Origin of the sequence: Celeribacter marinus, assembly GCF_965656515.1 — a bacterium.
Taxonomy (GTDB): domain Bacteria; phylum Pseudomonadota; class Alphaproteobacteria; order Rhodobacterales; family Rhodobacteraceae; genus Celeribacter; species Celeribacter marinus_D.
Window position 1 is genome coordinate 1 of the sequence record NZ_CBFHKW010000003.1, and the last position, 22247, is coordinate 22247.

A 22247-nucleotide genomic window follows, 5' to 3' on the forward strand; every position below is an offset into this window, starting at 1 on the left:
CAAACAGCGCGAAGTACAAGAGCAGGCGGACGCCATTGTTAAACAGGCTAAGCTGGACGCTGATGCGGCTGCCGAAAAAGCCAAAGACGACCTCAAAACGTCCATCGCGCGCCGCTTGGCCTCTGCTCAGGAGCAAATTGCTTCCGCTGAAGCTTCCGCGGTCCGCGAAGTACGCAACACCGCTGTTGCCGTTGCAATCGGCGCTGCGCAGGATGTGATCGCTAAAAGCATGACTGCTGCTGAGGCCAACACGCTTATTGATGATGCCATTTCCGAAGTGAGCGCAAAACTCCACTGATCGGACGCCCAACAGCGATTTGCATCAGATCCCGAATTGAGACAGCCCCGCCAGAGATTGGTGGGGCTTTTTCGTTTATGCGGGACGCTTTAGATGGAATAGCTTAGTGCCGCTCTTGTTCGTGATCAAATCGCAACTTGGCTATTTCTTCGTTTCGTTCAAAGCGTTGCTGGTCGTTGAGCGCTTCTTCGACGTAGTCGAGGTGATGTGTGACGGCGGTGCGGGCGGCATTCGGGTCGCGGGCTTGTAGGGCGATGTTGATCTCGCGGTGCTGGTCCAAAAGCTGTGCGCGGTTTGTGCGTTGCTTGAACATTACGGAACGATTGTAAAACACCCCCTCACGCAAGAGATCAAACATCGAGCGCATCATATGCAGCATCACAACATTATGACTGGCCTCGATAATTGACAGGTGAAACTCGGCGTCCAGGCGTGCTTCGTCGGCTGGGTTGCGTTTTGGGTGCGCCGCTTCCATTTTGTCGAATATTGTCTGAATTACGCGTAGATCGGTGTCAGACGCGTATTTGGCTGCGCGCTCAGCGGCCAAGCCCTCCATATCGCGGCGAAACGCGATATAGTCGAACACTGCCTCATCATGCGCTCCAAACAATTGGATCAAGGCCGGCGAAAAGGCGGAGCCCAGAACATCAGCGACGTAGATGCCCGCGCCCGCACGTGTCTCCAATAATCCCTTGTCCGATAGGGTAGCCACTGCTTCGCGAACGGATGGGCGAGAGACCCCCATGCGTTCCGAAAGATCACGCTCGGAGGGGAGGCGTTCACCCGGCCGCAGGATGCCGCGCAAAATCAAAAGTTCGACCTGCTGTACAACGGACGCGCTGAGTTTCGCTGCATCTATTTTCTGGAATGGCATGGCACCCTCGAGTTTGAATTGGTCAATTTATATGACCGGAACGTTGCAAGTGCCATAAAAAAGGGCCGGCACTGCGCCGACCCCTTTAGATTTCAAATCTATGTCTTTTAGCTCATCGGCGTGATGATGATCTCAACGCGGCGGTTTTGTGCGCGTCCTTCGGGGTTCAGGTTTGTACTGACAGGCGCATCTTCGCCACGGCCATAGGCCTGAATGCGCCCAGATGCCACGCCATTGGCAGTCAAGATTGTCGCCACTGATGTCGCACGGCGCGTTGATAACTCTTGGTTGTAGGTAGCCGACCCTGTGTTATCCGTATGTCCGACCACTTGTACGGTCGTGTTGGGATAGTCGCGCAGGTTATAGGCTAGGGTGCGCAGATCAGCCTGCAAGCTTGGCACAACCACGGCGCTATCAACAGCGAACAAGATGTCTTGGGGAAGTGTGACGATCAGTTCCGAGCCGGTGTTGACGATCTGAACTTGGTCATTGCCAAGATCATTGCGCAGATCATCCGCTTGACGGTCCAGCTGTTGGCCGATCGCCCCGCCGATGGCACCACCGATCGCTGCGCCAACGGCAGTTTTGACAAGCTTGTCATCACCGGACGACAGGCCCGCCAAGCCACCGATAAGCGCGCCCGCGATAGCGCCCTGTTTGGCGTTGGCGTTCGGGTTGTCGGATATCATCGGAGTACAGCCACTTAAAACGAGTGTGGTTACGAGCGGTGCGGCGATTAGATTACGAAACTTCATGGGACGGCCTCTTTAAAGTACTGCTGATTTGCCATGCTTTTATCGATGAGGGGCGGGCCCTGCACCTGTGAATGCCTGTGATCACGCGATTGTGGCGGGTTCCTGCTTATGCGCGTCATCGCGTGCGTCCGCTTGCGTGGCTTCGTACGCCAACAAGGCGCGCTTGACAGGCAGTCCCCAATGATAGCCTCCAAGTTCGCCTGATTTGCGCAATACGCGGTGACAGGGGATCAACCAAGACACCGGATTGCGTCCGACAGCGGTGCCAACGGCGCGCACGGCCTTTGGGTTGCCGACCGCATGAGCGATGTCAGAATAGGTGGTTACTTTGCCTGATGGAATGGAGAGCAAGGCCTCCCATACTTTGATCTGGAACGGTGCTCCGATCAGATGCAGGTTGGCGGACCCTCCGCCCAAAGCGGCGTCGACATAGGGAGCCACGGTGTCGTGCGCCTCTATGAACATCGCCGAGGGCCAGCGGTTGGTGAGATCGGCCATCGCCTCATCGCGTGAGGTTTCCGATGAGAACGCCAACCCGCACAATCCGCGCGGTGTCGCCATAGCGAGTGCCTCCCCAAAAGGCGTGTCGAACCATCCGAATGAGATCGTTAGGTCCGCGCCAGAGCGCGCGAATTCACCGGGGGTCATCGCTTCCCATCTCAAGAACAAATCATGCAGGCGTCCCGCACTGGATAACCCCGATGCATCAGCGGCCTCGACCAGTGTGCGATGGGTTTTGATGAGTGATTTTGCCGTGTCCAGAGTCAGGTATTGTTGATACCGCTTTGGCGATACACCTGCCCATTTCGAGAAGGTTTTTTGGAAATGGTGCGGGCTCATTCCCAAATCTTGTGCGAGCGCGTCGAGGGAAAGCGGAACATCCGAGGCATCAATGAGGTCGATGGCGCGTCGAATGACATTGTAATGATAGCTGTCTGATAAATCGGACGGGCGTATGCCCAATGTGGTTTCTCGGTGTGCAGTGTGTGTCACGGTCGGTCCCTCTAAGCGTTCGAGGACCATACCGTGAAAAAATCGAAACACCGACCCGAATCTTGAGCAAAGGCAGTTAGGCGACCATACGGCGCGCCGCAACATCTGTGCGGGGCTGAAGCAATGTCACCTCGCGCGTGTTCAAAACCATACGAGCCGTCACCATGGTGTCGACAGTGTTGCCAATTGCGTCCCGCATTTCGTGTTCCGCAGTTGCCCCCAAGAGGTCGAGGCATTGCGCGTCTGGAAACAGGCTTTCCAACCAAATCCCTTCTGCAAAGATCACTTCGTGTCGATCAAAAAGCATGTGACACAGCGTATGGTTTGAGTTTGGCGTGTCAAACATATCATCAATTTGCGCCGACATCGCACCGATAGGTGCCAGCACTTCGTCTTCTGCGAAATACAGCGGCATCAGCGGAGACGACATCAAAAGGTGGTGGTGAGGCGATAAAACCAGATCGTGTTCCGGACAGCCGTAGCCAAATGCATGTGCGAAAACACGGATCGGGGGTGTCTGGGCGGTCTCGCTGCGTCCGACCCACCTCACGCGCTGATAGCCATGGTCGCGCGTGAGTACGAGATCACCCGCGCGCATCCACTCAACGGGTTGTGGTCCCTCGTTTGTCTCAAGGATCACGCCCATTCCAAACCCCGAAAGACCTGCGCGGGGGTTTTGTCCTATCGTGTCGTGGTCATCGCCCATTTGCATGTCGGCCATCTGATCGTAAACCTTAGCTGTGTCCTGCATTCACGGCCTACCTTTCTCAATCTTTCTAAACAGCGGGTGAAATCCCTTTAGATCTTTTCAGAAAATTTGATGAAAATGGTGTGCTTCAATCCTGTGCTTGCTCTACGGCCCGCATCGGGGCATAGGGTGCCCCATGATAAAGCAACTCGATTACAAACCGATTTACGAGATTTTTGCGCGTTTCCGCGAGGCGGAAGCAGAGCCGAAAGGTGAGTTGGATCACGTGAACGCCTATACGCTTGTCGTCGCGGTGGCCCTGTCTGCGCAGGCAACGGACAAGGGCGTAAACAAAGCGACGGCAGAGTTGTTTAAAGTCGCGGATACACCACAAAAGATGCTGGATCTGGGCGAAGACGCGTTGATCGAGCACATCAAAACCATTGGGCTATATCGCACCAAGGCCAAGAACGTCATCAAGCTGTCGCAGCGCCTTGTTGACGCGTTTGATGGCGATGTCCCCTCATCACGTGCAGCACTTGAGAGCCTGCCGGGCGTGGGGCGCAAGACTGCGAATGTGGTTCTCAATATGTGGTGGCACGTCCCGACGCAGGCCGTGGACACGCATATATTTCGCTTTGGTAATCGCTCCGGCGTAGCCGTGGGCAAAGATGTCGTCGCTGTTGAGCGCGCTATCGAAGACCACATTCCCGCCGAATTTCAACAACACGCCCATCACTGGATGATCCTGCACGGTCGCTACGTGTGCAAAGCGCGTAAACCTTTGTGTAGCACCTGTTTGATACGGGATCTGTGCGACTTCGAGGAGAAGAACATTGACTAAAGCCTATCAGATTGTCGGTATCGGCAACGCCATCGTGGATGTCATCACCCATGCATCCGACAGCACGCTCGATCTTTTGGGGATTGAAAAAGGCATCATGCAACTGGTTGAACAGGGCCGTGGTGAAATGCTTTATGGCGCGATGACCAGCCGCGTACAAACGCCTGGCGGGTCGGTTGCCAATACGCTTGCTGGGCTGGGCAATCTCGGTTTGAAAACGGGGTTCATCGGGCGAGTCCACGACGATGCTCTGGGGCGATTTTATGCAGACGAAATGGCCAATGATGGCTGTGTGTTTGTGAATGCGCCTGTGGCGGGTGGTGAATTGCCCACGTCACGTTCGATGATTTTTGTCTCCCCAGACGGGGAGCGGTCGATGAACACATACCTCGGGATTTCGTCGGAAATTTCCGAAGCGGATGTTCGCGCCGATGTGGCCGCCGATACTGACATCATGTTTCTGGAGGGCTATCTCTACGACAAAGACAAGGGTAAACACGCCTTTGACCAAGCGGCCAAGCTAACCAAATCCGCAGGCGGCAAGGTTGGCATTTCGCTGTCTGATCCGTTTTGTGTTGATCGCCACCGCGCCGATTTCCGTGAATTCGTCAAATCAATGGATTTCGTGATCGGCAATGAGCATGAGTGGGAAAGCCTCTACGAGACTGACCTGTCTTCGGCGCTCGAAATTGCGGCGTCCGAATGCGGTCTTGTTGTATGTACGCGTGGTGGTGGCGGTGTGATCCTTGTGCGCGGCGACGAAGAGGTCGTTGTGCCTGTGACCCGCGTCCAACCTGTCGATACGACAGGGGCGGGTGACCAGTTCGCCACGGGGTTCTTGTACGGCTATGCGACAGGTCAGAGCCTTGAAACCTGCGGGCGCATGGGCTGCGTGGCGGCGGCCGAAGTGATCTCCCACATCGGGCCACGTCCCGAGGCCGACCTAAAAGAGTTGTTTGTTCAAAATGGCTTGATCTGATTTATCAGGCCGGACCTGATCCTATCATTTAGAATGGCGCGTAGGGTTTCCCTCACGCGCCATTTTTTATACCAACCGCTACCGCTTAGTGCGCCTCGGCCCAATTGTCGCCAACACCTGCGTCGACTTCAATCGGCACGTCAAGTTTGACAGCCGGATCAGACGCATTTTCCATCACATCCTTGACCACTTCGATCACGTGATCACAGGCGTCTTCGTCCACCTCAAAAATCAATTCATCGTGGACCTGCAAAAGCAGTGTTGCGGGCAGGTCGCGGATTGCGTTTGGCATCCGGATCATGGCACGGCGAATGATATCTGCGGCAGTGCCTTGAATGGGCGCGTTGATCGCGGCGCGTTTGGCGAAACCGGCTTGCGGACCTTTGGCAGCAATTTCAGGCGTGTGGATTTTGCGCCCGAACAAGGTGGCCACGTATTTGTTATCTTTGGCAAAGGCCACGGTTTCGTCCATGTATTCCTTGATGCCGGGGAACCGCTCAAAGTAGCGGTCGATGAACCCTTGGGCCTCTTTGCGGGGGATACGCAAATTGCGGGCCAGACCGAACCCAGAGATGCCGTAGATCACACCAAAGTTGATAGCCTTTGCCTGACGGCGCACCATCGGGTCCATGCCCTCGATCGGGACGCCGAACATTTCGGATGCGGTCATGGCGTGAATATCGAGACCATCGCGGAACGCTTGTTTCAGGCTATCGATGCGCGCGACATGGGCGAGGATGCGCAGCTCGATCTGGGAATAATCGAGCGAGACAAGTTTTTTGCCACGATCCGCCACAAAGGCCTCGCGAATGCGGCGCCCTTCGTCCGAGCGAATGGGAATGTTTTGTAAGTTCGGCTCAGACGATGCGAGGCGACCTGTCACGGCACCCGTTTGAATATAGGAGGTATGCACGCGCCCTGTGTCGGGGTGAATGAATGTTTGTAGGGCATCGGTATAGGTCGATTTCAGTTTCGACAGTTGCCGCCAGTCAAGGACGCGCGCAGGTAGATCGTGGCCCTCGGATGCGAGGTCTTCGAGAATGTCGGCCCCCGTGGCATAAGCGCCTGTTTTGCCTTTTTTGCCGCCCTCAAAACGCATTTGATCGAATAGGATTTCACCAAGTTGTTTGGGCGATCCGACGTTGAACGTGCCACCTGCAAGCTCGTGAATTTCGGCCTCGAGTCCCGCCATCTTTTGGGCAAAAGCGTTGGACATTCGGGAGAGAACATCACGGTCGACTTTGATTCCGGCCATCTCCATTTGCGCCAAAACGGGCGATAGCGGACGCTCTAGCGTCTCGTAAACCGTTGTAACCTGCTCAGTATGGAGCTTCGGTTTGAATACTTGCCACAGGCGTAGGGTAACATCGGCGTCCTCGGCGGCATATTTTACGGCCTTGTCGAGATCCACTTTGTCAAAGGTGATTGCGGATTTCCCAGTGCCCAAAAGGTCTTTGGTCGGGATGGGCGTGTGGTCCAGATAGCGCTCGGATAGCACATCCATGCCGTGATTGTGCAGTCCGGCGTTTAGCGCATAGGACAACAGCATTGTATCATCATAGGGCGCGACACGGATGCCATTGCGGGCGAAAATCTTGGCATCATATTTCATGTTCTGGCCGATTTTCAGGATGGTCTCATCCTCAAGCACGGGGCGTAGTGCATCCAGAACCATATCGAGCGACAGTTGCCCGTCCACAAGGTTGGACCCACCAAACAGGTCATCTTCGCCCATCGTATGCCCGACAGGGATGTAGCACGCGGTGCCGGCCTCAACGCATAACGAAATTCCGACCAGATCGACCTGCATCGCGTCCAATCCGGTCGTTTCGGTATCGACGGCGACATAGCCGCGCTCATAGATGGCCGCGATCCAACGCTCCAGGGCCGCCATGGTCGAAACGCGTTCGTATTTGTCGATGTCAAAAGGCGGCATGTCGGGTTCGGCGGCTTTGTTCGGCGTGGCGGTGGGGGCGTCTTCGACAATGGGGGGGGTGACTTTGAAACGCTCTGCCACTCGTTTGACGATCGTGCGAAACTCCATGTCAGAGAGAAAGGCGAGGAGAGCATCCGTGTCGGGTTCTTGCACCTCGAGGCTATCGAGCGAGAAATCGAGCGCCATGTTGCAATCGAGTTGCACCAAGTCGCGCGAAACGCGGATCAAGTCGGCATTGTTAACCAGCGACTCGCGGCGTTTGGGCTGTTTGATCTCGCTGGCGCGCGCCAAAAGCGTGTCCAAATCGCCGTATTCGTTGATCAGCAACGCAGCCGTTTTGATGCCGATACCCGGAGCGCCAGGAACATTGTCCACGCTATCGCCCGCAAGGGCTTGCACATCGACAACCCGCTCGGGGCCAACGCCGAATTTTTCCTCAACGCCTTCGCGGTCGATCCGTTTGTTCTTCATCGGGTCGAGCATTTCGACGCCGCCACCAACAAGCTGCATCAAATCCTTGTCCGAGGAAATGATCGTCACGCTGCCACCCGCGTCCCGAGCCTGATGGGCGAGAGTGGCGATAATATCGTCAGCCTCGAATCCCTCGATCTCGATACACGAGACGTTGAACGCTCGGGTGGCATCGCGTGTCAGCGGGAATTGTGGACGTAAGTCCTCGGGAGCGGGAGGGCGGTTTGCCTTGTAAGCGGGATAAAGATCGTTGCGAAACGTTTTGCCCGAGTGGTCGAAAATCACTGCCGCGTGGGTGGGTGCGTCTGAACCTGTGTTGGCCTCGATGTAGCGGTAGAGCATATTACAAAACCCCGCCACGGCCCCAACGGGCAATCCGTCAGATTTACGTGTGAGCGGCGGCAGCGCGTGATAGGCGCGAAAGATAAAGGCCGATCCGTCGATCAGATGCAGGTGATGTCCCTTGCCGAATGCCATTGCCAGAATCCCTTTGTGAACGCGTATTTTGCGCAGATATTAAAGAGGCGCGGACTGGCCCTAACCACTCCGCGCCATTGATGTCTAAATCCCATCCCAACGGACAGGATGTGTCTTACTCTACGTCAGACAGCTTGCTGCTTTCGTGAATGAATTTCTTGTCGCAGTAACCGCACTCGACATAGCCGCGCTCTTTTGAGATCGACAGCCAGACGCGCGGATGGCCAAGCGCGCCTTCGCCGCCATCACAGGCCACCTTCCACTGGGAGACAACTTCGGTTTCAGGGGCTTGGATCGTCATGGTTGTGTCGCTCTCTTGTTTCGTCACTACGCAGGCGGTTTGCAAATTCGCGTGGGCCTTGCGCGGGTGGTGGGAGTTGCCCTACGCGAACGAAGGGCCTAAGTCAGGGTCTTATGATAACGATCCGTGCGGGCGCGACAAGCGAAGTTTGTGCGGATCGCGCAGGGAAGGAGTAGCCATGAGCGGCAATGCAATCGAAATTGAAGGCCTGCGCAAAGTTTACCGTGGTCAAGGTGGTGCTGGCCCCAAAGAGGCGCTCAAGGGGATTGATCTTACAATTCCCAAAGGGTCGATCTTTGGCTTGCTCGGCCCCAATGGCGCAGGCAAATCGACACTTATCAATATTCTCGCCGGTTTGACGATCAAATCCGCGGGTCGGGTGAAAATTTGGGGCTTTGATCAAGATATCAATCCGCGCCAAAGCCGCGCCGCGATTGGCGTCATGCCACAAGAATTGAACCTTGATCCGTTTTTCCCGCCGCGCGAGGCCTTGGAAGTACAGGCCGGCCTGTACGGTGTGCCCAAGAAAGACCGCTGGTCGGATGAAATCCTAGAGCTTGTGGGGCTGACGGATAAGGCAAACGCCTATGCGCGCACATTGTCTGGTGGGATGCGGCGGCGGTTATTGCTTGGTAAGGCACTTGTTCACAATCCGCAGATTCTGGTGCTCGATGAGCCGACTGCGGGTGTGGATATCGAGCTGCGTCAAATGCTTTGGCAAAACGTGCGCCGCCTCAACGAGGAGCGCGGAATGACCATTATCCTGACTACGCACTATCTCGAAGAAGCCCAAGAGATGTGTGATGAAATTGCGATCATTAATCACGGCGAAATGGTTGTCCGCGACACGACGAAAAATCTGCTTGGACGCATGGATGCAAAGACATTGTTGATCGAACCCGAGGGGGTAGCCCCTGAAGCGTTCGACCTGCCAAATGGTGTCAGCTTTGAGCGTAAAAAGGATGGTGTGTTGTCGTTTACCTATTCGCGTGCACAGGCCTCCGCCAATGATGTGTTGGACGCGGTAAAGGCCCAAGGCGTTGTCATTGGCGATGTGCGCACACAAGAGCCGGACCTTGAGGATGTGTTTGTGGACCTGACATCGGGTAGCTAATGGCGTTCGCCGCCTGACACCGCGATTATACAAAAGGCGACTCCTTCATGCTTGGAGCCGCCTATCTTCTTTGCTCTTAGCCTGCGGTCAGCGGGCCGCAAAGCTCGCCGCCTAAAAGATGGACATGGAAATGTGGCACCTCTTGGAGGCTGTCAGGCCCCGAATTGGTGATCAAACGGTAGCCATTGCCACCATGTGCCTCTGAGACACCCATCAGTTTTGCAACCGCACCCACTGCGCGAAAGAAATCCAATTGCTCTGCGTCACTGGCCGCCTGAACAAAGTGATCATAACACCGATACGGACCTTTTGGGATCACGAGAATATGGTGCCTTTTTTGTGGGCTGATGTCGGGAAAGGCGATGGTATGCGCACTTTCATAGACAGGCGTTGACGGAATATCCCCCCGCAAAATTTTGGCGAAAATGTTTTGGTCGTCGTAAGCATAGGTCATGTTTGGGCCTTTCTTAAGAGGGCGCGGGCAATGACACAGCGCCCCGTGAAGTATCTAGTCTGCGAACAGGTAGGGGGCAGCAAGGATATCGTGCGCATCTTCCATTGTGATGTTGAGAAACCGCGCGATGGAGGCCGCATTTTCGTCATCAGAACTATTTTCGCGCATGACATAAAAGTCCTCATAGTCTTGGTCGCGAATTTGGTCGGCTTCGTGGTTTATATCGCTGCGGATCGTCGGCAATAGGCGTTCTAGTGCTTCTTTGGGCGTAGCTTCGCCCGCCAATCCGACGCGCTTGGCATGTCCTGCCAGATAGTCAGGCGTGTAGTCGCATTCGACATGTAGCATACGCGTGCTAGAGCGATCCGCGTAAAAATCATTGATCAAATCGAATCCGCCGGGATCAATACAAATCAGCATGCGGTCGGTGTCATAATAGTCGAACAACATGCGCACCCATGCCCGTCGGTGGCGTGAGCGTTTCCATAGGCTTTTCTCGATCCCACCCAGATCTGGTAGTGGTGTATCCTCTTCGTTAAAAAGGTATTCAAGACAGGGTAGGTCAGTCTTTTTGCGAAATTCAGCGACAAGCCGCTTGGCCACGTGCCACTTTTTGCAAGTCACGATCAACAGCTCGCGGTCGCGCCCCAATGTACTTTCGGATTCCCAAAAACGTTGGCCGAACCGGCGGCCAATGCGGCCACGTCCAGTGAGGAATTGAAAGAGCGAACGCCCCTCGTTGGAGATCTTGAATGTCACGTTTTGGGCGACAAACAACTCGCCGAGCCGCTTTTTCAGCGTTTTTGCATCGGGCGATATCTTGCGGGCAAACAGGTAGTCTTGAGACACAAGCATGTCGTAGTGGTCGTTATAGAACACGACGGGCATACCATAGTCGGTGAACATCAAGAACGTCAGAGTACGGTTTCTGATTTCCGTGTCCGCTACTAGGTGGCGGACAAGCGTTTGAAAAAACGTTTCATCGGGAATCCATGTCGTCCGAAAAAAGGCCACAACATCGCGGCGCTTGCGCGTGAACTCGAGAATCCATTCGATCGTGCGGCGACGCAAACACCACCACTGCGACCCGATCATCATGCGCAAATCCGACGGAACTTCACGTTTGAAGTTAAGTTTTTCTTGAAGGGCCATGCTTTTGTAGAACAGCCATTTGTGCGTGCGCTCGTTAAAAAGGTGACGATAGATGAGGCGCTCTTCTTTGATGCCTGTTTTGATCCAATCGCTCTCAAAGAAGTCGTGGCTTTCTATGTAATCAGCATCATCGCGGTCTAGAAAATCATGCATGAACTCGGCGGTTTTGACGGACATGCAATCGCCAGAAACCATGTAGAAGTGGGTCGCGTCCGCGAAGGCCTTTTCGGCGGCTTCGATGGTATAGAGCGTCGCTTGTACAAGGCTCCATGCTCCCCAACCGCACTTGATCCGCTTTGTGGCGAATGTAACATTTGGGTTTTGGGAGAGGGCCGCTTTGATCGTATTGAATGCCTCTTTGCCGCCGCGTGCATCAAAATGGATCGAGATGTAGTCGCCCGCGGCAGTTAGGCGCGCGGCCTGTTGCACGATGGCCTCAGGATCCTTGTGGCACAGAAGAATGAACGCAATTCGTGCCATATTGGAACCATAAACCTCATTTTTGCCGTATTGTGCCTACATAGGCGTAACCAAATATTGAATAAACAATGCAAATTTGCTTTTAAAGAAAAAACTCTGCCGTGGGGGCAGTTGAGTGGAGTGTGTGTGAAATGGGCTTTCCGGGAACCTGGATGACTGAAAGTGAGAGCGTGGTTTACCGCGTTGTTCCAAAATGTGCGTGCTCGACCATTGGTCAGATCATGTATTATTCGGACCACGGGACGTTTTTTGATGGCGATATTCACGATAGTACCGAAAAGCTGCATAAATGGGCGCAAGAAAACAGCCAGCCCCTCATCGAAGCCAACGTAAAGGCGCACGCGTCCTATGCGTTCACCTGCGTTCGTAACCCGTACACCCGCGTGCTTTCATCGTTCTTTGACAAAATATGCGGAATCCAGCGCAATGGACGCCGATACCGCGGAAATCTGGTTCCCAAGCTGATCCAGCAATACGGCGTTGATGTTGGCGGGGATGACGGTACGAGCGAATTTGATCAGATCGCATCGTTTCGCCGGTTCTTGTTGTTTGTGCGCGATACAATCCGGTGGCGCCGCCCGATGGATCCCGACATTCATTGGTCTGGCATGTCAGGCCATGTGGCCACGTTCATCGCCAATGGCGGCACTTATGACAAGATTTTCTTTACTGAAAAATTCAACGAGGGGATGCAGGACGTTCTTGATCACATCGAGACGCCACATTGCGTAGACCTCGCCACAATCCCCCGCTTTAACGAGAGCGAGGGGCACGGGCCAAAGCGTTTACACCCCGTCGAGGATTATTTCGACGACTTGTCGATGCATTTAATGTGGGAGATATTTCACCGTGACTTTCAGTTGTTTAAATATGACTTTGAAAACCCAGGTAATAAGATGCCATTGAGCGACGTCGACTTGGCCGAGGTACATGCCAAACTTGGCGATTGACCGAGCTATTATCAAGACGCGCCCTCATACGAGTGGCGCGTTTTTTATGACAGAATGCCAAGATAGCCGAGGGCCGCAGGTTCTATTCTGTGTGCAAGGGCGTCGAAATTCGTCTCGCCATCATGAAGCGCTGGGTGGGCCATTCCGAATACCAGATTCAAGAGGTCTGATGCCGCTTGATCCGGTTGGGGTATATGGTGGCGTGCCAGCATTTGCGCAATCGCGCCGCGCATCTCGTCCCGCATTTGGCGCGCTTGTGGATCGGGTGGTAGGTGAAGCTCCAGATGCTCCAACACATCAATACGGCGGTTCGCGTGTGTGTGGTGGTGAATCACCGCCCGCACCAGTCGCGCAATGGAAAACCTCAGAGGGCGATCAGCGCAAAACGCAACCGTCGCGATAATGTCGTCGCGCATGGATTGCCGCATCGCGCGGATCAGTTCGGCAATGATCGCGTCCTTGGATGGAAAGTACTGATAGAGCGAGCCAACCGAGACACCCGCAGTTTTGGCCACAAAGTTGGTGGTTAAAGCGTCAGGGCCACCATGCGTTAAAATGCGAGCGCTCGCTTCCAATATTGCGTCAAAGGTTGCTTGCGCACGTGCTTGGCGTGGTTGTTTTCTTGGGTGTGAGACCTGTTCCATTTGGCCATTCAAATGCGAGTTTATAATGTGAGTAAAGACTCGCATATTGGGGCGCAAACGCAACTCCGAGACCGAGGATCGACGATGTCCCATCATACGCCCCATGACCATTCGCACAAGCATGCAAAGGGTCGCGGCCATCACCATATCGACCCCGATGCGGGAGATGCGCGGGTGGCGGCGGCGGTTGCGGTGAACCTGTTGCTCACGGTGGCGCAAATCATAGGTGGCGTTGTTTCTGGCTCGATGGCGTTGATTGCCGATGCCATTCACAACATGTCCGATGCCGTGTCGCTTGTCATTGCCTTTGCTGCACGCAAAATTGCACGAAAGCCATATGACGGCGCGATGACATTTGGCTACGGGCGGGCTGAGATTGTGGCCGCTATGGTCAACTATACGACCCTTATCGTGATTGCGGTGTATCTGTTCGCCGAGGGGATCGCGCGTTTTTTCAATCCGCCAGAGGTCGAGGGGTGGATCGTTGTGTGGATTGCTGCGGTGGCCTTGGTCATTGATCTGATTACGGCGGCTCTCACCTATGCGATGTCAAAAGACAGCCTCAACATCCGCGCCGCGTTTTTGCACAACCTTGCCGATGCTGGATCGTCTGTGGCCGTGATTGTCGCTGGTGGTTTGATCCTGCTCTACGATTGGCGCTTGGCCGATCCCCTGATCACCGTTGCGATCGCGCTCTATATTCTTTGGCATGCGGTACTCGAAATCCGACCCGTTGTGCGCATCTTGATGCTCGCAGCACCAGACGGTGTTTCGCGCGATGATATCCAACGGGCAATTGAATCGGTGGAGGGCGTTGAGGGCGCACATCATGTCCATGTGTGGCAAATCGACGAACATCGTACCTCGGTGGAGGCACATGTGGTGAGCGAGCGCGATCACGGCGCCATCTTAAATGCGATCAAGACCCGATTGGCGACAGACTTCGGGATCGCGCATTCGACATTTGAAATTGAGCGGATTGGAGAGGAATGCGCGTCAGGGAGCACGGGTTAGATCCGACACATTCCCAATTGTCTAGGTCCCACCAGCTTACAGCGCGCTGGCGGGCGCAATCGGAAAAAACTGCCCGCTGGACCAGACGCCGAACATTTTTGTGCCGTCCACCTCTTGTTCGGCTCCGAGATCAACAAGGCGGAAAAAGCTTTTGCGATCAATGAGCGCCTCTAACCCCGCGCGGATATCGACATAGGGGGCGGGTGCATCGTCGCGCGTGTCAAATCGCAATGGGTGGTCTGGTCCGGCGATGGCCTGATCGCCCAAGGACGTGTGAAACGTAAGGGTTTGACGAACGCCTGTGCCTTTGACATCAAAATCTACGGCCAAAAAAGGCACATCGTCGACGGAAATGCCTACCTTTTCGACAGGGGTGACAAGGAAATAGGATGCACCCTCACGCTTTAGGACGGTGGAAAACAACCGCACCAACGCGGGCCGCCCGATCGGTGTGCCAAGATAGAACCACGTGCCATCACGGGCAATGCGCATATCCAGATTGCCACAAAACGGTGGGTTCCATTTGTCTACGGGCGGCAATCCGCGTCCTTGGGCGGCTCGTACGGCGGCGGCGATACTCTCGGCTGAGGTGGTCACGGGAATTTCACCTTTCTTGAGGTTTTGCCAATTGTGTCTGGCGCTATACATGTCACTACTAGTCGCAACCATAGTGACACGAATGCGCAGAAAAGGTGAAGCCATGCCCGACACAGACTTTCCCATCCAAGATCTTGTGCCACAGATCGAAGCGCTCAGCGAGAAACTAACCGCGGCGAAAGCGTCGATCACGCGCCGTTTTATTGGGCAGGACGCGGTGGTTGATCTTGTGCTGTCATCGATGCTGTGTGGGGGGCATGCGCTCTTACTCGGCCTACCTGGTTTGGGCAAAACGCGTCTCGTTGACACACTCTCGACCGTGATGGGGTTAGACGGCGCGCGGGTGCAATTTACGCCCGATTTGATGCCTGCCGACATTTTGGGGTCCGAGGTGTTGGAAACTGCCGCTGACGGAACACGCTCGTTTCGCTTTATTGAAGGCCCGATTTTTTGTCAGCTTTTGCTGGCCGACGAGATTAACCGCGCCTCACCGCGCACGCAGTCCGCGCTCTTGCAGGCGATGCAGGAAAAGTCAGTGACAATTGCCGGACAGCCACACGCCCTTGTGGCGCCGTTTCACGTTCTGGCCACGCAAAACCCGTTGGAGCAAGAGGGGACGTATCCGCTCCCCGAGGCGCAGTTGGACCGGTTTTTGGTACAAGTTGATGTGGGGTATCCCGACCGCGACACCGAGCGCGACATTTTGATTGCAACAACCGGTGCAGATGACGACGAGGCGCATGCGGTGTTTACAGCGGCCGAACTGATTGCGGCGCAAACGCTCTTGCGCAAAATGCCTGTTGGCGAGCAAGTCGTGGAATTGATCCTCGATTTGGTACGCGCGTGCCGACCCGATACGCCCGATGCGCCAGATATCGTAAATTCAAGTGTCGTGTGGGGGCCGGGTCCGCGTGCGGCGCAAGCCTTGATGTTGATGACGCGGGCGCGGGCTTTGCTCGATGGTCGTCTCGCACCGTCTCCTGCCGATGTTCTGGCTATGGCACAACCGGTTTTGATCCACCGTATGGCCCTCACGTTTGCTGCGCGGGCGCGTGGGGACAGCCTTGCACAGATCATCGCTCAAGTGGCTGACATGACATCACGAGCGCGATCTGCCGCATGAGTGATCCCGCACCCTCCAATCTGCGCACGCGGTCCGAGGCGCTCGCAGCACCGCTGCTCGACTTGCAAGCCCGCGCAGAGCGGCTTGCACGGACGCTCTTGTTGGGCGGTCATGGGCGCAAACAGGCGGGAACGGGGGACGAATTTTGGCAATATCGCCCCGCTCAATTGGACGATAGCGCAGCCTCGATTGATTGGCGGCGCTCGGGGCAATCTGATGCACAGTTTGTGCGCGAAAGGGAATGGCAAGCGGCGCAATCGGTCCATCTTTGGGTCGACGGTTCAGCGGCAATGCAATTTGCCTCCACCACAGACTTAAAACCCAAAGCGGACCGCGCGGGTATGCTCGCGATGGCGCTATCGATTTTGTTGATGAAAGGCGGCGAACGCGTGGCACTTGCCGCATTGGGCACGCCGCCGCGCATCGGTGCGCTCCAACTGTCGCGGATCGCTGACGGGTTGATATCGGGTAATGATGCTGACTACGGCGCGCCAGATGCGACAGGTTTTTTGCCCCACTCAGCGGCGGTTTTCATGTCCGATTTCTTGGGTCCACTTGCCCCCGTTGAAGCGGAGATTGCAACATCAGTTGATCTCGGGATCAAAGGCGTTCTGTTTCAAATACTCGATCCTGCCGAGGAGGCGTTTCCTTATCAGGGCCGCACAATTTTCACCTCAATGGGAGGGGCAGTGTCGCATGAAACTTTGCGAGCGGGCGATTTGCGTGATCGCTACCGCGACCGTTTGAATGAGCGTAAGCACCACCTATCCGATTTGGCCAAACACGCAGGCTGGCAGTTCGAAACCCATCACACGGACGCTTCTGCGCAATCTGCACTCTTGTGGCTTTACGCGGCTCTTGAGGGACGGCGCTAATGCTTGTTCTTGGTTCTCTCGGATTTTCCGCCCCGTGGGTTTTGCTCGGCTTAGCCGGCTTGCCGATGTTGTGGTTGGTGTTGCGTGCGGTGCCGCCAGCTCCGGTGCGCCGCCGGTTTCCGGGTGTTGCGCTCTTGCTCGGATTGGCAGACGAGGAGATTGAAACAGATCGGACGCCGTGGTGGTTGCTGGTGTTGCGTAGTCTCGCAATTGCAGCACTTATTATAGCCTTCACTGGACCTGTTTTGAATCCGCGCGATACGCGAGACGGATCGGGTCCAATGTTGGTTCTTGTGGATGCCACTTGGGCGTCTGCGCACGATTGGGCGGTGCGATTGTCGCGAGTGTCCGAGGCGCTGGACGTTGCCGCTGCGGCTGACAGAACCGTGGCAATCGTTGCGGCGACTGATGTGCCGGTCGGCGGGTTTGAGTTTTTGGCTCCCAATGACTGGCGCACGCGCCTCGCGGGATTTGTGCCGCAACCGTTCGCGCCTGACATGGACCTTCTGTTAGATGCAGTATCCGCCTCAGATATGGATTTTGAGACGTTGTGGTTGTCGGATGGTGTTGCGCGCGAGGGGCGCGGTAACGTTTTGCGCGCATTGCAAAGCAAGGGCAGTGTCACTGTGTTTGAGCATGAACGCCCCGTGATCGCGCTTGGCCCCGCAGATGCCGGAGCCGAAGGTGTAAGCATTCCCGTCATGCGCCGCACAGGCGCGGACGGACAGACGGTCACGGTGATTGCGCGCGGCCCCGACCCGTCGGGCGTGGAGCGGATTTTATCGCGGCGCGATGTGAGGTTTGCGCAGGGGGAGACGCAAGCCGTGGCCCAGTTCGAGTTGCCGCCTGAGGTGCGTAACCGTGTAACGCGTTTCGAGGTCGAGGGGCATCGATCGGCTGCCGCTGTGCGCCTTGCAGATGACAGTTTAAAGCGGCGCAAAGTCGCTCTTGTGAGCGTGCGTGAAAGTCGCGAGGGGTTGGAGCTTCTCTCACATCTGCATTATATTCGCGCTGCGCTCACCGACCGTGCCGATGTGATTTCCGGCGAACTTGCAGATTTGCTTGTCGCACATCCGGACGTCATTGTGTTGGCTGATATTGCGCGCCTGTCAGGTGGCGAGACGGCGGATCTCTTGGATTGGATGGCGCAGGGTGGTGTGTTGTTGCGGTTCGCAGGGCCACGACTTGCCGCGTCTGATGTCTCGCGCGGCGATGAGGACCCGTTGATGCCTGTACGGTTGCGCGCAGGAGGGCGCAACATCGGGGGCGCAATGTCTTGGGGCGAACCCAAATCGCTACGACCCTTTGCTGAGACATCGCCCTTTTATGGATTGAGCATCCCTGACGATGTGAGCGTGTCCGCACAAGTGATGGCGCAGCCTGATCCCGAATTGGCCGCGCGCGTGATTGCCACATTGGCAGATGGCACGCCCCTGATGACCCGCAAGTCCGTGGGGGCTGGGCAGGTGGTTTTGTTCCATGTCACTGCCAATGCCGAGTGGTCAAATTTGCCGCTTTCGGGTCTTTTCGTAGATATGCTGGACCGGCTGACGGCATCGTCGGGCAGGGCAAGTTTGCAGACGCGTGATGTTGCGGGGCAAGTGCTGCGAGCGGTGCGTGTCTTGGATGGTTTTGGCGGCCTGTCTGATGCGCGCAACCGCGCGCCCGTGGCTGGTGAGACCTTCGTTTCCGCAACGCCTTCTGCGCTGATTACGCCAGGGCTGTACGAGACTGCGCAAGCTACGTTGGCACTAAACGTCTTTGCAAGCGATACGGCATTAGCCCCACAAACATGGCCTGAAGGGACCGTAATGACGCAGGCGGAGACGGCGCGCGATGTCGTGCTCAAACCTTTGTTTTTGGTCGGGGCGCTTATGATGTTGCTGATTGATGTGTTTGCATCGCTGTGGATGTCGGGGCGCTTGTTAGGCCCGCGCGCTGTGGCAATCGGGCTTTTGGTTCTCGGAGCGCTTCCTGCGCCGCGCGCGCACGCCCAAGACGCAAATGAGGTGTTCGCCTTGGCTGCGACCGACGAGGTGGCATTGGCCTATGTTGTGACGGGTGACGGTGATTTGGATGCCACATCGCGCGCGGGCCTGTTTGGTGTCTCGCAAATGCTCACACAACGAACATCTGTTGAGCCTGTGGATCCTGTGGGGGTGAACCTTGAATTGGATGATTTGGGGTTTTTCCCGCTGATATATTGGCCGATTTCAGTGGATCAGCCATTGCCGTCCGCCGAGGCATACGCACGTTTGAACGCATATTTGCGAACAGGTGGGACGATTTTGTTTGATACCCGCGATGGGGATGTTGCGGGTTTTGGCGCGTCCACACCAACGGGGCTAAAATTGCAAAGACTTGCCGCGTCACTTGATATTCCGCCGTTAGAGCAGATTCCCGCAGATCATGTTTTGACCCGTGCTTTTTACTTGTTGCAGGATTTTCCAGGGCGTCATACGGGCCGCGATCTTTGGGTCGAGGCCGCACCAGTGGACGCCGAAGGTGTCGAGGGCATGCCATTCCGTAATCTCAACGACAATGTGACGCCCGTAATTATTGGCGGCAACGATTGGGCCGCGGCTTGGGCCATGGATGAGACGGCGCGGCCCTTGCGGCCTGTCGCGCGCGGCTTTGATGGGGAGCGTCAACGCGAAATTGCCTATCGGTTTGGTGTGAACCTTGTGATGTACGTTCTCACTGGAAATTACAAATCTGATCAGGTGCATGTGCCTGCATTACTAGACAGGTTAGGCCAATGATCCGCAGTATAGCCTTTGATCCGTTTGTGCCGTTGGCGGCTCTGCTCGTGATTGCGGGCTTTGCCGCTGTGCTCATGGCGTTTGCGGCATGGCGCGGTTTGCGCGGATGGCGTTGGCGTACGGCGGCGGCAATCGGGGTTGTAACTGCCTTGGCCAATCCCGCGTTGCACCAAGAACAGCGTGACCCTCTCACCGATATTGTGATCCTTTTGGTCGATGATAGTGCCTCGCAATCCCTGTCCGATCGTGCGGCACAGGTCGCTGTCGCTCGTGCGCAGATTGAAGCGCGTATCGCACGGCTTGCGGACACAGAACTGCGTGTGGTGCATGTGGGTGATGGGGCTGACAATCGCGGGACGCTTTTGATGTCACAGCTGGCCGAGGCGATGGCAAATGAGCCGCGTGGTCGGCTTGCGGGGGCCATTTTATTGTCGGATGGGCAATTACATGATGCGGATATCGGGGTCGCTTTTCCTGCACCTCTGCACCTGTTGATGACGGGGCGTTCCACGGATTGGGATCGTCGGTTGCTTGTCCAAAATGCGCCCTCGTTTGCCATTTTGGACGAAGAGGTCACACTCACGCTATTGGTCGAGGACCAAGGGGCCGTGCCCGCAAACGTCGGGGACACGTCACAGATTATCGTCGCAATCGACGGTGGTCCGGCGCAAAGCTATACTATTCCGGTGGGTCGCCCGATCGAGGTGCCTGTCGTGCTTCCACACGGCGGAATGAACGTTATCCAGTTCACGTTGCCCGACATGGAGGGCGAGCTGACGAACCGCAACAATTCGGCCATGGTCCAGATCAACGGCGTACGCGATAGGTTGCGGGTGTTGCTTGTGTCCGGCGAGCCGCACAATGGCGAGCGGACGTGGCGAAACCTTTTGAAATCGGACGCTTCCGTGGATCTCGTTCACTTCACCATTTTGCGCCCGCCGACCAAACAAGACGGTGTGCCCGTCAATGAATTGTCCCTTATCGCCTTTCCGACACGTGAATTGTTCATGGAAAAGGTCGATGATTTTGATCTGATCATTTTTGATCGTTATAAGCTGCGCGGTATTTTGCCCGGTGACTACCTTGATAATATCGCGCGCTACGTCGAGGACGGCGGCGCGGTTCTATTTGCGGCAGGTCCAGATTTCGCGACTGCAGACAGTATCTACCGCTCGGCATTGTCGCGCGTAATTCCTGCGGCACCAACGGGCATAGTGATTGAAAAAGGGTACATGCCGCGCCTAACCGAGACGGGGGCGCGCCATCCGGTGACCGAGGGCTTAGGGGGTCTGACTGCTGCAACCGACGAGCCTGAGTGGGGACGGTGGTTTCGTCAGATCGCGCTTGAACCGCAATCGGGCGAGGTCGTCATGTCCGGTGCTGATGGTCAACCGCTTTTGATCCTTGATCGGGTGGGTGAGGGCCGTGTCGCAGTGCTTGGCTCTGATCACGCATGGTTGTGGACGCGTGGTATTGAGGGCGGTGGGCCGCAACTGGAGTTGTTGAGGCGGTTGGCGCATTGGATGATGAAAGAGCCGGAGCTTGAAGAAGAGGCATTGACTGCGACCGTTGAGGGCAACGTGATGACTGTCACGCGTCGCACGCTGGCAATCGGGGCGCGCTCCGTCGAGGTCGAAGCCCCCGATGGAAGCATCACGGAGTTGACGTTGGACGAGGTCAGCCCGGGCCAATTCACAGCAACCTTTGAGGGGCCACAAATGGGGCTTTACCGCATCGTCGACGGTGACAAACAGGCGGTCATGGTTCTGGGTCCAGCTGCTCCGCGCGAATTCGAGGAAACAATCGCAACGCGTGACAGGCTTGCACCCGCGGTTGCCGCTACCCGCGGTGGTGTTTTGGCGTTGGCGGATGGCGTTCCGGACATTCGACGTGTGGCACAGGGACGTCCTGCGGCGGGGCGCGGGTGGATCGGGATAACGCCCCGTGAAGCCTACGTGACGCAATCAACCTCGCTCAAACCGCTTTTATCGCCGTTGATGTGGCTCGTGATCCTTGCCGCGCTAAGCGTGTTCGCGTGGCTGCGTGAAGGGCGCCGCTAGAGCTATTCTTCGCCTTGCAAGATTACGAGGCGGGAGGCGGATGCGAATTCACGCCGAAGCAGGATAAAGACGGTTACAGCCGTAGTGACGATCAACCCGATTGGGCCAAGAAGCCAGCCCAATGCACCCAATGCAAAATAGACTCCACGCAAGCCACGATTGAACGCGCGGGCAGCGGCGATGTTCAACTCGCCTGCTTTGCGAGCGCGCGGGAGTGTCGCGGGCGCGTCGATCTCGTTGGGAACTGACGCCATAATCACGCCGCAATACCCGAACAGGCGGTTGGACCATATGAACTTCAAAAAGGCATTTGTGATCAGGACCAAGGCGAGCAAAATTTTGACTTCCCAGATGATCGCGGGGGCGTCGAGCGTCAAATCCTGAGCCACACCGCGCAAGCGTTCCG

At 56.1% G+C, this 22247-nt stretch carries 21 protein-coding genes; 10 read left to right on the top strand and 11 right to left on the bottom strand.

Features of this window, described 5'->3' with window-relative positions; all coding sequences use genetic code 11:
- On the top strand, positions 1-298 hold a 298-nt coding region (locus ACTG34_RS01160; RefSeq protein ID WP_439103220.1), incomplete at its 5' end, for a F0F1 ATP synthase subunit B family protein.
- Positions 299-401: 103 nt separating this feature from the next.
- On the opposite strand, the gene ACTG34_RS01165 is transcribed toward ACTG34_RS01160, so the two are convergent.
- The 4 genes from ACTG34_RS01165 to ACTG34_RS01180 form a co-directional block, all read right to left on the bottom strand.
- Complete coding sequence (locus ACTG34_RS01165) at positions 402-1172, bottom strand: FadR/GntR family transcriptional regulator (RefSeq protein WP_439103221.1); 771 nt, start codon at positions 1170-1172, stop codon at positions 402-404.
- Positions 1173-1279: 107 nt separating this feature from the next.
- Positions 1280-1927 carry an OmpA family protein gene (locus ACTG34_RS01170; protein ID WP_439103222.1) on the bottom strand — a complete coding sequence of 216 codons (648 nt, stop codon included), beginning with the start codon at positions 1925-1927 and terminating at the stop codon, positions 1280-1282.
- An 81-nt stretch (positions 1928-2008) separates the two neighbouring features.
- On the bottom strand, positions 2009-2920 hold the full coding sequence (locus ACTG34_RS01175) for a methylated-DNA--[protein]-cysteine S-methyltransferase (protein ID WP_439103223.1): 912 nt from the start codon (positions 2918-2920) through the stop codon (positions 2009-2011).
- Positions 2921-2996: 76 nt separating this feature from the next.
- On the bottom strand, positions 2997-3671 hold the full coding sequence (locus ACTG34_RS01180; RefSeq protein WP_439103224.1) for a Hint domain-containing protein: 675 nt from the start codon (positions 3669-3671) through the stop codon (positions 2997-2999).
- A gap of 133 nt (positions 3672-3804) precedes the next feature.
- On the opposite strand from ACTG34_RS01180, the gene nth reads away from it, so the two are divergent.
- Together nth and ACTG34_RS01190 are read left to right on the top strand one after the other, a co-directional pair.
- Positions 3805-4452 carry an endonuclease III gene (gene nth, locus ACTG34_RS01185; protein WP_342841900.1) on the top strand — a complete coding sequence of 216 codons (648 nt, stop codon included), beginning with the start codon at positions 3805-3807 and terminating at the stop codon, positions 4450-4452.
- Entirely contained in the window at positions 4445-5431 is a 987-nt protein-coding gene (locus ACTG34_RS01190) for an adenosine kinase (RefSeq protein ID WP_439103225.1), read from the top strand. Before nth ends, ACTG34_RS01190 begins: the two co-directional genes overlap by 8 nt.
- 85 nt (positions 5432-5516) lie before the next feature.
- On the opposite strand, the gene polA is transcribed toward ACTG34_RS01190, so the two are convergent.
- Both polA and ACTG34_RS01200 read right to left on the bottom strand, forming a co-directional pair.
- Entirely contained in the window at positions 5517-8315 is a 2799-nt protein-coding gene (gene polA / locus ACTG34_RS01195; RefSeq protein WP_439103226.1) for a DNA polymerase I, read from the bottom strand.
- A gap of 115 nt (positions 8316-8430) precedes the next feature.
- Positions 8431-8616, bottom strand: a complete 186-nt coding sequence (locus ACTG34_RS01200) for a zinc-finger domain-containing protein (protein ID WP_062220948.1) — start codon at positions 8614-8616, stop codon at positions 8431-8433.
- Between the two features lie 178 nt (positions 8617-8794).
- On the opposite strand from ACTG34_RS01200, the gene ACTG34_RS01205 reads away from it, so the two are divergent.
- Positions 8795-9730 carry an ABC transporter ATP-binding protein gene (locus ACTG34_RS01205; RefSeq protein ID WP_439103227.1) on the top strand — a complete coding sequence of 312 codons (936 nt, stop codon included), beginning with the start codon at positions 8795-8797 and terminating at the stop codon, positions 9728-9730.
- 76 nt (positions 9731-9806) lie between these two features.
- Here ACTG34_RS01205 and ACTG34_RS01210 read toward each other — a convergent pair whose 3' ends face one another.
- Both ACTG34_RS01210 and ACTG34_RS01215 read right to left on the bottom strand, forming a co-directional pair.
- Positions 9807-10184, bottom strand: coding sequence for an HIT domain-containing protein (locus ACTG34_RS01210; protein WP_439103228.1), 378 nt, complete (start codon positions 10182-10184; stop codon positions 9807-9809).
- Positions 10185-10238: 54 nt separating this feature from the next.
- Positions 10239-11816, bottom strand: coding sequence for a DUF5928 domain-containing protein (locus tag ACTG34_RS01215; protein WP_439103229.1), 1578 nt, complete (start codon positions 11814-11816; stop codon positions 10239-10241).
- A gap of 131 nt (positions 11817-11947) precedes the next feature.
- Here ACTG34_RS01215 and ACTG34_RS01220 point away from each other — a divergent pair, with 131 nt between their 5' ends.
- The gene (locus ACTG34_RS01220; RefSeq protein ID WP_439103230.1) at positions 11948-12766 is read left to right on the top strand and encodes a sulfotransferase family protein; all 819 of its coding nucleotides are present in this window, start codon (positions 11948-11950) and stop codon (positions 12764-12766) included.
- 44 nt (positions 12767-12810) lie between these two features.
- Here ACTG34_RS01220 and ACTG34_RS01225 read toward each other — a convergent pair whose 3' ends face one another.
- Complete coding sequence (locus ACTG34_RS01225; RefSeq protein WP_439103231.1) at positions 12811-13341, bottom strand: TetR/AcrR family transcriptional regulator; 531 nt, start codon at positions 13339-13341, stop codon at positions 12811-12813.
- A gap of 153 nt (positions 13342-13494) precedes the next feature.
- Between ACTG34_RS01225 and ACTG34_RS01230 the strand changes: the two genes are divergently transcribed.
- Positions 13495-14424 carry a cation diffusion facilitator family transporter gene (locus ACTG34_RS01230; protein WP_439103232.1) on the top strand — a complete coding sequence of 310 codons (930 nt, stop codon included), beginning with the start codon at positions 13495-13497 and terminating at the stop codon, positions 14422-14424.
- 36 nt (positions 14425-14460) lie between these two features.
- Here the strand turns inward: ACTG34_RS01230 and ACTG34_RS01235 are convergent, their stop codons facing one another.
- Positions 14461-15072, bottom strand: coding sequence for a DUF1285 domain-containing protein (locus tag ACTG34_RS01235; RefSeq protein WP_439103233.1), 612 nt, complete (start codon positions 15070-15072; stop codon positions 14461-14463).
- Between the two features lie 52 nt (positions 15073-15124).
- On the opposite strand from ACTG34_RS01235, the gene ACTG34_RS01240 reads away from it, so the two are divergent.
- Genes ACTG34_RS01240 through ACTG34_RS01255 form a run of 4 tightly spaced genes read left to right on the top strand, consistent with a single transcriptional unit; the run spans position 15125 to position 21841 of the window.
- Positions 15125-16144, top strand: a complete 1020-nt coding sequence (locus ACTG34_RS01240) for an AAA family ATPase (RefSeq protein ID WP_439103234.1) — start codon at positions 15125-15127, stop codon at positions 16142-16144.
- On the top strand, positions 16141-17019 hold the full coding sequence (locus ACTG34_RS01245) for a DUF58 domain-containing protein (protein WP_439103235.1): 879 nt from the start codon (positions 16141-16143) through the stop codon (positions 17017-17019). Before ACTG34_RS01240 ends, ACTG34_RS01245 begins: the two co-directional genes overlap by 4 nt.
- Positions 17019-19781, top strand: a complete 2763-nt coding sequence (locus ACTG34_RS01250) for a DUF4159 domain-containing protein (protein ID WP_439103236.1) — start codon at positions 17019-17021, stop codon at positions 19779-19781. The genes ACTG34_RS01245 and ACTG34_RS01250 overlap by 1 nt, the downstream gene beginning before the upstream one ends.
- Positions 19778-21841, top strand: a complete 2064-nt coding sequence (locus ACTG34_RS01255; RefSeq protein WP_439103237.1) for a hypothetical protein — start codon at positions 19778-19780, stop codon at positions 21839-21841. The genes ACTG34_RS01250 and ACTG34_RS01255 overlap by 4 nt, the downstream gene beginning before the upstream one ends.
- 2 nt (positions 21842-21843) lie before the next feature.
- Here ACTG34_RS01255 and ACTG34_RS01260 read toward each other — a convergent pair.
- On the bottom strand, positions 21844-22247 hold a 404-nt coding region (locus ACTG34_RS01260), incomplete at its 5' end, for a DUF599 domain-containing protein (RefSeq protein WP_439103238.1).